Here is a 12,523-nt window from a genome sequence, read left to right as displayed (position 1 = left end):
CGCGCCATGATCGCCGGACTTGCCTGGCACCTGTGCGTATCTTGCGCGTTGATACGCACAGGTGCCAGGCAACTCGGATGACCTTGGGGCCCGCCTGGCGGTGGGTGCGTCAGCGGAATTGCTTGTAGCGGTCGGCGGCTCGGCGGCGGCGTTCGGAGTTGGCGCCCAGGACGATGAGGACGATGCCGCCGACCAGGACGCCCAGCCAGGTGGTGCCGACCAGGGTGAGGGCGTGCAGGGCGGCGATGACAGTGACGGCCGCGCCGATCGCCACGGGGGCCTGCTGGCCGTAGCGGGAGCCGATCACCAGGGTGAGGATGGCCGCGACGAGCAGGCCGACCTCGCGGATCGGGTTGGTGTCGGTGACCAGCACGACCACCACGGTCGGGCCGAAGCCCGCGATCAACGCGGGCCCGTAGGCTGCCCAGCTGCCCAGTTGCGGGCGCTGCCGCAGTTCCAGCAGCCCGACCGCGAGCGCGAGCAGCGCGAACGGCAGCGTGTACGCCTCCGGCAGCGCGATGTCGGAGCTGCGCATGATGAGCCACCAGGCGGCGATCTCGCTGCCCGCGGCGGCCCAGAACAGCACCCGGCGCTGCGCGGTGGGCCGGCCGGCCCGGGTCGCCGCGATGCCGAGCACCGCACCCCAGCCGACGAGCAGGGCCGCGACCTGTGACGGGGCGCGTACGGCCAGGGCGAGGGCGATCACCCCGGCGGTGTAGCCGGCCCACTCGACCGCGCTGGCCTCGCGTAGCGCCTCGGGGCGGGTGAACCGGGGGTGCAGTGCCGCGCCGACGATCAGGATCGCGCCGACGCCCAGCACGCCGAACGCCGCCCATTCCGGCTTCGCGCCGACGCGCAGGCTGACGGTCAGCACGAACAGCTGCGCGGCCAGCGCCGCGCCGAGCCAGCCCAGGATGCGGGCGCGCTGGCTCTTGCCGCCGAGCGCGGCGACGGCGCCGACGGCGACCGCGCCGCCGAACGTGAAGATGGTCAGCCCCGGCGTGGCCAGCGCGCCCGCCAGGCCCGCGCCGCCCGCGATGAGGCCGAGCAGCAGCACCGCGACGCGCGCGGCTCGGACCGGGCGGTCGACGTCCTCACCGGACGGCGGCTCGGTGAGCGCGACGCTGAGCATGCAGACCGTGAACACGCCGAGCCCCGCCAGCACGCTGGCCGGCCAGGCCAGCCCGAGGCCGGTCGGGGCGATCAGCAGCGTCACCGCCGCGCCGGGCACCACGACGGAGACGGCCCGGGTGGGGCCGCCGCCGAAGCCGACCGCGGCGATGCCCGCGGCGACGGTGAGCAGGACCGCGGTCAGCACCGCGGCGACGTCCGTGGCGACCGTGGTGGCCGCGGGCGGTCCCTGCCAGATCGCGTTCAGGCTGTCGTACGGCCGGACCAGCGCCGTGTGCAGCGCGGGCGCGAGCGAGGTGAGCGCGATGAAGGCCGGTGCGGCGGCCGCGGCGGCGGCCATCGCGCCCGGGTACGACGGGAAGCGCCGGCTGCGTTCGATCAGCTCCTGGCGGGTGTCGAACCCGACGCGCCAGCGCTGCGGGCCCTCCTTGGGCACCCGGCGCGGTTTCGGCGCGGCGACCCGCTCGGGGGTGAGGCCGAGCTGGTCGCGGGTGGTGGTGCGGAGCAGCTCGGCGAGCACCACGAGCAGCACCGCGGCGGCGGCGTACACCCCGGCGGGGTGCCCGTTCGCGAGCGCCAGCAGGGCGATCAGCGTGCCGGAGATCGCCACGCCGACGGTGCCCCAGCCGAGATAGGGCGCGGCGGGGCGGCGGGCCGCGGCCAGCGCCGCCAGCCCGATGCTGACCCCGCCGAGCGCGGCGGTCAGCAGGACGTCGGGCTCCTTGCCGGCGCTCGCGGCGAACGCGGCCAGCGCCGCCGGGCCGGCCAGCAGCACGGCGAGCACGCCCGCGCCGCCGAGCACGTCCAGGTGCGCGGGCGGCGTCGCGTCGGCCTGCTCGGCCTGCTGGGTCATCAGCACCGCCATCAGCACCAGCGCCGCCCCGACGAGGGCGATCATGCCGAGCGCCGCGGCGGTGGTCCACGGGCGCACCAGGCTCGCGCCGAGCGCGTGCAGCGCGACGGCGGTGGCCACCGCGAGGCGGGTGTACCCGGCCCGGGCGTCCTCGGCCACGGCCGCCGCCAAGGCGTACCCGGTGGCGATGGTCAGGCCCAGCACGATCGGCGCCCACCAGGGCCAGCCGAGCGCGGCCGGGGTCCCGACGGTGGCGAGGATCGCGGCGATCGCGGCGGCCTGGTGGCTGCGCGGCGGGGGCAGCACGACCGCCGCGGCCACGGCGAGCACCACCAGCGCGGCGGGCGCCTGCCAGCCGAACTCCACCCCGCCGCCGACCGGGGCCAGGTCGGCGGCCCACAGCTCGCCGGGCAGGGCGAGCGCCTTGATCCCGCCGGCCAGCGCCGGGTAGCCCGCGATGAGCACGAGGATGCCGCCGGCCATCGCGCTGCCCGCGACGGGCCCGCGACGCAGCTCCTGCGGGAGCAGCCGGACGGCGACCCCCACCGCGAGCACCAGCAGAGCCGACAGCACCAGCCAGTACTGCGGGGCGACCAGGTGCGCGACCCGGGCCAGAGCGGCGATCAGCGCCGTGGTGACCGCGGCGGCGGCGAAGTCCGCGCCGTCCAGGGCGCGGTCCGCGCGGCGGCCGGAGTCGATGGACGGGGCCAGGGCCAGCAGGATCGCCGAGACCAGCAGCAGCGCGCCCAGCCCGGCGTCGAGCACGCCGGCCTCGCCCGTGCCGAACGCCGCCCCGGCCACCACCAGCGCGCCCAGGCCCGCGCCGAGCGAGAGCGGGGTGCCGATGCGGCGATGCGCGACCAGGCGGGCCGCGACCAGGGCCAGGGTGGCGGCACAGGCGAGGAAGGCGGCGGCGAGGGCGACCTGCCGCCCGGCCGCCGGGAAGACGGTGAGCACACCGGTGCCGACCGCGACCGGCGCGGCGAACGCGGCGGCCCCGGCCGCGGCGTCGCCGAGCAGCCCGGTCGCCGGCGGTGTGGGCAGCACCCGCTGCGCGGCCGCGAGCAGCGCCCCCGCCAGGGTGTACGCGACCATCAGCCCGGCGGTGGACCAGGTGTGCGCCAGCGCGACGCCGACGGCCGTGGCGCCGACCAGGAACGACGCGATCAGGTGGGCGCGGGCCGCCCGGGGGGTGGCCGCGGCCCACGGCGCGCCGCCCTCGGCGGAGCCGATCCCGGCGACACCGATCCCGGCGGCCAGGAGCGCGATCGCGGCGGCGGCCAGCAGCCACTGGGTGGCGACCCAGTGCAGCCCCAGCGAGGCCGGTGCGGCCAGCGCGGTGAGCGCCGCGCCCGCCACGACGGTCTCGTGCCGCCAGGCGGCCGGCAGCGCCAGCGCGGCCGCGATGGTGAGCAGGGCGATCGTGGCGACCAGCGGCCAGCCGGGGTGCCCGGCCCGCTGCGCGATCTCGGCGCCGAACCCGTCGACGTCGGCGCTGCCGAACGGCCATGCCGCGGCGACCGGCGCGAGCGCCGCGCGCAGCGCGCTGCCCGCGGTGAACAGGCTGATCACGATCAGGGCGAGCGTGGAGGCGAGCTGCGGCCCGCGCCGGGTCGGCTCCGGGATGGCCCGTACGCCCAGGCCGGTGATCGCCACGGCGGCGGCGATGACCAGTAGCGCCCGGTCGGGCAGGGCGACCACGGCGACTCGTGCCGCGGAGCCGATGACGGCCAGCACCATGGCCCCGGCCGCGAGCTCGTTGAGCGGCGCCCGGCGCAGCATCAGCGCGCCGACCAGCGCCACCCCGACCGCCAGCAGCAGCGTCGCCGAGGCGCGCAGGACCGACGGCACTGTGTCGGCGGTGAGCAGGGCGGCCACGGCGTACACGGTCGCGGCGGCGATGGCCAGCCCGTGCAGCACCCAGGCCAGTTCGCGCAGCCAGAACGCGGACCGCCGGGTCGCCGTGGCGGCGGTTTCGGGCCGCCGCATGAAGGTGGCGAGGCCCTCCGGCAGCCCGGCGGTCCGCGTGGACCGGGCCGCCGTCGCGGTGCTGTCGCCGTCCGCGGCCGGCGAGCCCGACGTCGTGTCCGGCGGAAGTACGGTGGTCGGGGCGCCCGCGGTGGCGGGAGCGGCCAGGCGCGGCGGCGGGCCGGGGCGGGCGGGGACGTTGGCCAGCTCGACGGCGCGCGCGAGCACGGCGTTCTGGGCGGCGACCACGGTCAGCACCACGGCCCAGCCGGCGGGACCGTTGATCAGGTCGTACAGCAGCAGCGGCAGCACCGGCTGGATGGCGATCACCACCGCGTACCGCGGGATGGTCAGGCCGGTGGCCCGGTGATACAGGTAGGCGATCGCGGCCGTGGCGGCGAAGACCAGCCCGGCCACGATCGCCAGCGACGTGTCGATCAGGCTGAGCTGCGCCAGCAGGTATCCGTCGACCGGCAGCAGGGCCAGGCCGACCGCGGCCAGCGCCTCGGCGGTCGCCGACAGCCCGCCCCGGACCAGGCTCGGCGCGATGCCGAGCAGCAGGGCCGTGGCCAGCGCCAGCACGGTGAGCCGGATGCCGGGGGCGACGTTGCTCAGCGCGACGGCGGCGAACACCACCGCGGCGATGCCGAGCAGCAGCGAACCCAGCGCGAGCATGATGTTCTGCACCGAGCGGGCGGACGCCTCGGGCGGCGGCTCGGACAGTGACGGCGGCAGCGGCGCGACCCGGGTGCCGCCCTCCCGCCGTGCCGTGCCCGCCGGCCGCGTGCCGCCGTCGCGGGGGGCCGAGCGCTCGCGGGGGACAGTGGGCGCCTGCCGGGGCGCGCCGGGGTCGTCGGCGGTGGTCGGCGGGTCCGGGCGCTGGGCGCCCGGCGGCGCGGCGGGCGGTGCGGCGGGCGCCTGCGCGCCGGGCGGGCGCGGCAGCCAGCGTCGCTGCTTGGGCGCGGCCTTCTTCTGCCGCTGCGCCTCGGCGTGGGCGAGGATGTCGCGCTGGTACAGCGCCGCCTGCAGCTTGCTGCTCAGCTTCTTGCGCTCGCCGGACAGGCGCAGGTCCTCGGCGTTCATGTCGGCGATGGCCTTGTTGAGCCGGGACACCTCGGCCGCGAGCTGCTCAGGGGTGTTCCCGCAGTGCGGGCAGCGCACCGAGGGGTCACGTTCCCGGCCACACATCGAGCACGTGCTGGTGGCCGCAGCCATGGCTACCTCCGACTCCCGGCACGTCACCGGACGCTGGTGGGCAGTCCTCGACGGTCCGCCGTCCAGGCGGGCCGTGGGGACGAGCCACTAGCGGAGACGACGCGGCGTATGGATCCACTCAGCAGCAGCATGCCTAATAGGAGTGACCTTTGAAAAGCCCCATTTCAGTCAGCTAGTGGCTCGGCGGGTCGCGCGGCGCGTCACGCATGCGAAAGGGCCCGTCCGCGATATGCGGACGGGCCCTTTCGCATGAACGTCAGACCGTCGGGCGGCCCAGCGCGCGCAGCGTCCAGCCCGCGGACTTCCAGGCGGTCGCGTCGAGGCAGTTGCGGCCGTCGACGACGAGCTTGGTCGCGGCGACCTCGCCGAGGGCGACCGGGTCGGCGTTGCGGAACTCGGCCCACTCGGTGAGCACGCAGACCAGGTCGGCGTCGGTGACGGCGTCCACCATCGACTTGGCGTACTCGACCTCGGGCAGCGCCCGCTTCGCGTTCTCCATGCCCTGCGGGTCGTACACGTGCACCGCGGCACCGGCGCGGGACAGCATGGCCGCCACGGCGAGCGCGGGCGCGTCGCGCACGTCGTCGGAGTTGGGCTTGAAGGTCGCGCCGAGCACGGCGATGCGCGCGCCGGACAGGTCCGGGCCGGCCGGGCCGAACTTGCGACCGAGCAGGCCGGCGGCCAGGTTCAGCACCCGCTGGCGGCGGCGCAGGTTGATCAGGTCCACCTCGTGCAGGAAGCGGAGCGCCTCGCCGGCACCCAGCTCCTGGGCGCGGGCCTGGAAGGCGCGGATGTCCTTGGGCAGGCAGCCGCCGCCGAAGCCGACGCCCGACTGCAGGAAGCGGTTGCCGATGCGCGGGTCGTAGCCGAGCGCGCGGGCCAGCTGGGTGATGTCACCGCCGGCGACCTCGCAGACCTCGGCCATCGCGTTGATGAAGGAGATCTTGGTGGCGAGGAACGAGTTCGCCGCGACCTTGACCAGCTCGGCGGTGGCGAAGTCGGTGGAGACCACCGGCACCTCGCGATCCTCGGTGGCGGCCAGGTCGAAGACGCCCTTGTGGGCGGCGTGCAGCAGTGAGTTCGACCACTCGGTCTTGGTGGCCACGACGATGCGGTTGGGCCGCATGACGTCGTCGACGGCGAAGCCCTCCTGCAGGAACTCGGGGCTCCAGGCGACCTCCACGGCCAGCTCCGGGCGGGCGTGCTTGGCGACCAGCTGCTCCACCCATTCGGCGGTGCCCACCGGCACGGTGGACTTGCCGACGATCAGGGCCTTGCGGCTGAGGTGCTGGGCCAGGTTGCTGACCGACGCCTCGACGTAGGTGAGGTCGGCGCCCAGGCCGCTGGCGCGCTGCGGGGTGCCCACGCAGATGAAGTGGACGTCACCGAAGTCGGCCGTCTCCTGGTACGACGTGGTGAAGCGCAGCCGGCCGGCGGCCAGGTTGCGGCGCAGCATCTCGTCGAGCCCGGGCTCGTGGAAGGGCACCTCGCCCTTGCCCAGCTTCTCGATCTTGTCGACGTCCACGTCGAACCCGATGACCTCGTAACCGAGTTCGGCGTAGCAGATCGCGTAGGTGGCTCCCAGGTAACCGGTGCCGATGAAGGTCAGTCGGGGCCGGGCGGCGCCTGACGGCGGGGTGACCGGGGCAGGCTGACTCGCGTACGGGAGCGTCACGCTTCTCGTCTCCTTGATCCGCAAGGGGTGGGGGCATCAGGTTTGAGCAGTTGGAGAGCCTACGCCTTTGACCACCCCAAAGAAAGTTTAGCGGCAGGCGCTGGACGACCTCTGCTGATCGAGCGTTAAGCTACCGACCAGTACGCCCCATATGAAAGCACGGTTCAGAGGAGGTCTCGGGTGTTCGCGCTGTACCAGCTCTCCGAGGAGCACGTGGCGATCCGCGAGGCGGTGCGGGAGGTCTGCGACGCCAAGGTCGCCCCGCACGCCGCTGAAGCGGACGAAACGAGCGAGTTCCCGCAGGCCAGCTTCGACGCGCTGCGAGCCTCGGACTTCCACGCTCCGCACATCCCCGAGGAGTACGGCGGGGCCGGCGCGGACGCGCTCGCCACCGCGATCGTCATCGAGGAGGTCGCCCGCGCCTGCGCCTCGTCCTCGCTGATCCCGGCCGTGAACAAGCTGGGCACCATGCCGCTGCTGCTGGCCGGATCGGCCGAGCTCAAGCAGCGTTATCTGCCCAAGGTCGCCTCCGGCGAGGGCATGTTCTCGTACTGCCTCTCCGAGCCCGAGGCCGGCAGCGACGCGGCCGCCATGACAACTCGGGCAGTTCGTGATGAAGATCACTATGTGCTCAACGGCGTGAAGCGCTGGATCACCAACGCCGGCGTCAGCGAGTACTACACCGTCTTCGCGGTCACCGAGCCCGGCATCGGCGCCAAGGGGATCTCCGCCTTCGTGGTCGAGAAGTCCGATTCTGGCGTCAGCTTCGGCGCGCCGGAGAAGAAACTCGGCATCAAGGGCTCGCCCACCCGCGAGGTGTACCTCGACAACGTGCGCATCCCCGCCGACCGGATGATCGGCGAGCCCGGCACCGGCTTCGCCACCGCCATGCGCACCCTGGACCACACCCGGGTCACCATCGCCGCCCAGGCCATCGGCATCGCCCAGGGCGCGCTCGACGCGGCCCTGGACTACGTCAAGGAGCGCCGCCAGTTCGGCAAGCCGATCGCGGACTTCCAGGGCGTGCAGTTCATGCTCGCCGACATGGGCATGAAGCTCACCGCCGCCCGTGAGCTGACCTACGCCGCCGCGGCCCGCTCCGAGCGCGGCGACGCCGACCTGACCTACTTCGGCGCGGCGGCCAAGTGCTTCGCCTCCGACACGGCCATGGCGATCACCACCGACGCGGTGCAGCTCCTCGGCGGCTACGGCTACACCAAGGACTTCCCGCTGGAGCGCATGATGCGCGACGCCAAGATCACCCAGATCTACGAGGGCACCAACCAGGTCCAGCGCATCGTCATGGCCCGTCAGCTGCTCAAGGGCGTCATCTAGGTACGTTGTGGCTACCGCGTGCCCATGGTCAATATTGATCATGGGCACGCTTTTTGATGGGCCGAGTTCGGTCAGCCTTGACTAATGCGGCATGCCGGCATCAGGCACCCTGCGGCACCAGGAAGCACCTCGGCACGTTCGATGCGAACAAGGAGGGCGCGACTTCTTGAGAGTTGTGCAGGTCGGATTCAGCCGACGACGAGACGTTCTCCGCCGAAGTCGGCGATGATCTCCATGCGGCCACCGAGAGCTTCGATGTAGGCGGCGAGTGTGCGCAGTTCGCTGGTCGTGACCTTGGCGCGCTCGATGGCGGAGACGCGTTCCTGCCTGACATGCATCCGCTCGGCCACCTCAGCCTGGGAGAGGCCGAGCCGTTTGCGCATCTCGACCAGACGTGTGGCCCGACTCACGTTGATCAGGTGTTCCGCGCCGGCCTCGACCTCCGCGCGGTCGGCCTGGTCGGGAAAGAACTCGGTGAGGAAGCTGTCCCGGTCGTAGCCGGAGGTGCTGCTCATGCCTGATCCCTCTCCTGCAGGTAGGTCCTGTATCGAGCCTCGGCGGTGGGGATGGCCTCGCGATACCAGGCGTTCCAGTTGCCCGCCTTGACGCCGGCCACCAGCAGCACCGCGTTGCGTGCTGGGTCGAAGACGAACAGGATCCGGATCTCCGTCGCGCCGGTGGAGCCCGGCCGTAGCTCCTTCAAGTTGTGCACCGATGAACCCTTGATGCGATCGACCAGCGGCCGCCCGAGGGCAGGCCCCTCGTCGAGCAGGGCGGTTATGGCTTGGCCGACGAGGATCGCCGTGTGGCGATCGGTGTGCCGGAGCTGGTGTAACCAGTCCCGGACCTCGTTGACCATCTCCAGTCGATAGCTCACTCGGAGAAGCTAACGGCTTCAGTACTCCTAGATACTAGACCGTCGGGAAGCCGATCGTCGATGGTTGGCGCCCCGGACACGGACAGGGCCTGGCGGGTAGCCGCCAGGCCCTGTCCTGCTGGGTCAGGCGATGCGGTAGGCGCGCACGATCGTCTGTGTGACCGTGTTGCCTGCCGTGTCGGTGGCCTTCACCCGCAGGGACACGAAGCCGGGCCGCTTCGGGTGGCTGATGAGGGCCGTTCCCCAGATCACGGGCAGCCTGACCCACGTCCGGCCGTCGTCGAAGGAGGCTTCGACGCCGAGTTCCCGGCAGGGCGCGGACGCCGTCGTGGTGTGCCGGTCCAGCGCCACCGGGATGGCCATGGGCCGGCCCGCTCGCGCCGTGTTGGTGTCGTCGAGCAGCGGTGTCGGCCGGGCCGTGGTCAGCGGGAACCGCTCCGGTGCGGACGTGTGCGCCGAGGTGAAGGTCCAGGCGACCGCGACCGACGTGGACAGGGTGTCCGGCGCGCCGCGGGTGACGGTCGCCTCCAGCTTGTACGAGGCCTTCGCGGCGGGGACCGTGAACTCGGCGTACGAGCCCTCGGCCGTGCCGATCTCCTTGCCGTTGCGCGACAGCCGCACGTGGACCTGGAGGTCGTCGCGCCCGAGGGGGCGCCCGGCCGCGTCGGCGAACAGGGCCGGCTGGACCGTGATCACGTCACCGTCACGGCCCGCGTATCCCGTCGCCGACCAGCTCGGGGCGTCCAGCACCGTCGGCCCGAACGGCGCCGCGTTCCAGGTCTGGGTGTACGTCTTGCCCGGCTGGTAGGTCGTCTCCTGGGTGGTGGAGTTCGGGCCCTCGACGAAGGTCGTCGTCCAGATCAGGCCGCCGTCGGTGTTGTAGTACTCGGTGGCGTGGAACGGCAGGTCGATCGCCGAGTTCGAGCCGATCGGACCGGGGCCGCCGGGGGCTGCCGCACGGTGGTAGCGCACAGCGGTGGCCGTGGCCGACTGACTGCGGTACTCCGCCTTGACGGTGGCCAGGTTCGCCGGGGACAGCGTCCGGGCCAGGCCGGTGAACATGTCACCCTTGCTCACGTACGCGAGGTCGTATGTGTAGGGGCTGTTCCGGAAGGTCCCGTCCTTGCCGGGCCGGGCCAACCCGATGCCGAGCGTCACCGCGAACTCCGGTGCGGCCACGGCGGGCCCGATCCGGCCGAAGAAGACGTCCTGGAACGACTCCCCGCTGAGCTGGACCCCCGGGTAGCGCAGGCCGTCGTCCCAGTTCGCGCTGATGTTGATGGCCGTCGGGGCGGCGTCGCGCTGCGGCACGGTCAGCGCGACCGGCTTGGCGGTACGCGCGTCGAGCGCCTCGGTGATCGGCCCGCGCACGTCCAGGACCGGCTGCACGAGCAGCGTCGAGACAGTGCCCTCGTGGATCGTGCTGTACAGCGCGTAGCGGCCCTTGGGCAGGCGCATCGTGCCGCCGCCCGGAGTTCCGGCCAGCGTGGTGAACTCGCCGGTGGCCAGGTTCGCCGCCACGGTCTCGTAGTCCGTGGCCGGCTTGCCGTCGCGGCCGAGGTGGGGCAGCCGTACGTCGTAGCTCTCGATCTCCTTGTCGAGCGCGAACACGGTGCGCACCCGCAGGTCGCCGGCCGCGGTCGCGGTGACCGCGCCCTGGTAGACGCCGTCGGGGGTGTCGACCCGGGTGTCCACGGTGACCGTCGCCCCGGCGCGGCCGCCGGCCGGCACCACCAGGGTGGCCGGGCTGACGGTGACCATGCCCGCCGGGGCGTTCTCCACGCCCAGCGTCAGCGTGACCGGTGCGGTGCCCGTGTTGCGGTAGCCGATGACCTGCGTGAACGGGGTGTCGTCCGGGTGCGGCCAGCGCTGGACCGGGAAGTCGATCGCGCCGATCTCGGCGGCGACCGGCTGGGCGACCGCGCGGCCGATGTCGAGTCGGCCCGCGCCCTGCTCGTAGAGGCTGTTCTCGCCGCCCGGCTTGGTGGAGTCCATCAGTGCGGCCTTGAGCTGCGGGCCGGTCCAGTCCGGGTGCTGCCCGGCGAGGATCGCGGCCGAGCCCGCCACGTGCGGGGTGGCCATCGAGGTGCCCGCCATGGGCTGGTAGCCGCCGCCGGGGGCGGCCGCGACGATGTCGACGCCCGGCGCGCTGATGTCGGGCTTGATGTGGTTGTCGCCGAGGCGGGGGCCCTTGCTGGAGAAGTACGCCCGCTGGTCGTCGGCGTCGACCGCGCCGACGGCGAGCGCCTCGTCCACGGTGGAGGGCGAGGAGATCGACTTCGGCTTGCCCTCGTTGCCCGCGGCGACGACGAAGAGCGTGCCGTACCGGCGGCTCAGGTCCTGGACCGCGGTCTCCAGCGGGTCGAGGCCCGGCCGGTCGGTGTCGCCGAGGCTCACGTTGACCACCTTGGCCTGGGACGCGGCCCACTCCATACCCGCGATGACGTCGGAGTCCTGGCACTCGTTCGTGGCGCACACCTTGCCGACGACCAGCTTCGCGCCCGGGGCCACGCCGCGGTACAGGCCGCCGGAGGCCGCGCCGGTGCCCGCGATGGTCGAGGCCACGTGCGTGCCGTGGCCGACGTTGTCCGTCGGGTCGTTCCCGCCGGTGAAGTCCCGGACCGCGGCGAGCTGCCCGGCGAAGTCGGGGTGGGTGGCGTCGATGCCGGTGTCCAGCACGCCGACCGTGACACCCGCACCGTCGAAACCGGCCTGCCAGGCCGCCGGTGCGCCGATCTGCGGCACGCTGTGGTCCAGCGAGACGCGCCGTTTGCCGTCCAGCCAGATGCGGCTGACCCCGGCGGTCAGCGTGCGCTGCGCCGAGGTGCCGTGGGTCAGTGACGACCAGAGGTCCGCCCGGTCGTCCAGGCCCGCGCGTACGGCGAGCACGTCGGCGGCGGGCAGATCGGCCCGCACCCGCGCGTCGCCGCTGGTGACGGCCGACCGCGCCTGCGCGGAGCTGTCCGCCGGGTACGCCACCAGCAGCGGCAGTTCGGCCGCCCGGTCGTCGTAGCCGAACCCGCCGAGCGTGGTGAGGTCGAACAGCCGCCGGTCGAGCCGGCCGTCGCGCAGCAGCGGCATCGCGTCGGCCGGGACGACGTACTGGTGGCCGTCCTCCCGGCTGCTCACGAAGCGCATGGCAGACCGCCCCGGTCCGCGCTGGATGTCCAGGTGACCGCTCGCGTCCACGGACACCCGGTCCCCGGTGATCAGGGTGAAGGCGCGGGGCGTGCCGGTGCTCTGCTGCCCTTTGCCCGGTGGAGCGGCCAGGCTCCCCGTCGCCGAAGCGGTCGCGGGCTGAGCCGCGATGGCCGCGGTGACCAGCGCCGTCGCGAGCACCCCGGCCGTGAGCGCGTGTCGTTGCCGTCGTCGCACGTCGTCCTCTCCGCCACCGGGTGTCTCCCGGGACGACACGCTGACGTTTGAGCCCGTCCACCGGTTGATCACCGGTGTGTGACGGCGGACACAA

6 protein-coding genes are annotated in these 12,523 nt (G+C 73.5%); 1 reads left to right on the top strand and 5 read right to left on the bottom strand.

What is annotated here, in order from left to right; all coding sequences use genetic code 11:
- Nucleotides 1-109 precede the first annotated feature (109 nt).
- Both HAV39_RS20380 and HAV39_RS20375 read right to left on the bottom strand, forming a co-directional pair.
- Nucleotides 110-5,167: an SCO7613 C-terminal domain-containing membrane protein gene (locus HAV39_RS20380; protein WP_191840791.1), complete on the bottom strand. Its 5,058-nt coding sequence runs from the start codon at nt 5,165-5,167 to the stop codon at nt 110-112.
- 256 nt (nt 5,168-5,423) lie between these two features.
- On the bottom strand, nt 5,424-6,776 hold the full coding sequence (locus HAV39_RS20375; RefSeq protein ID WP_373311694.1) for a UDP-glucose dehydrogenase family protein: 1,353 nt from the start codon (nt 6,774-6,776) through the stop codon (nt 5,424-5,426).
- A gap of 246 nt (nt 6,777-7,022) precedes the next feature.
- Between HAV39_RS20375 and HAV39_RS20370 the strand changes: the two genes are divergently transcribed.
- Nucleotides 7,023-8,177 (top strand): acyl-CoA dehydrogenase family protein, encoded by a 1,155-nt coding sequence (locus HAV39_RS20370; protein ID WP_191840790.1) that lies wholly within the window; start codon nt 7,023-7,025, stop codon nt 8,175-8,177.
- 188 nt (nt 8,178-8,365) lie between these two features.
- Here HAV39_RS20370 and HAV39_RS20365 read toward each other — a convergent pair whose 3' ends face one another.
- The 3 genes from HAV39_RS20365 to HAV39_RS20355 all read right to left on the bottom strand — a co-directional run bounded on the left by HAV39_RS20365 (nt 8,366) and on the right by HAV39_RS20355 (nt 12,429).
- Entirely contained in the window at nt 8,366-8,692 is a 327-nt protein-coding gene (locus HAV39_RS20365) for an XRE family transcriptional regulator (protein ID WP_191840789.1), read from the bottom strand.
- A complete protein-coding gene (locus tag HAV39_RS20360; RefSeq protein WP_191840924.1) occupies nt 8,689-9,036 on the bottom strand; it encodes a type II toxin-antitoxin system RelE/ParE family toxin in 348 nt (115 codons plus the stop codon). Before HAV39_RS20360 ends, HAV39_RS20365 begins: the two co-directional genes overlap by 4 nt.
- 141 nt (nt 9,037-9,177) lie before the next feature.
- A complete protein-coding gene (locus HAV39_RS20355) occupies nt 9,178-12,429 on the bottom strand; it encodes a S8 family peptidase (protein ID WP_191840788.1) in 3,252 nt (1,083 codons plus the stop codon).
- Between the last annotated feature and the right edge of the window lie 94 nt (nt 12,430-12,523).

Source organism: Catellatospora chokoriensis, from assembly GCF_011297315.1.
GTDB lineage: Bacteria > Actinomycetota > Actinomycetes > Mycobacteriales > Micromonosporaceae > Catellatospora > Catellatospora citrea.
The sequence above is the reverse complement of the archived record's forward strand: the minus strand, read 5'-3'. Positions and strand labels throughout refer to the sequence as shown.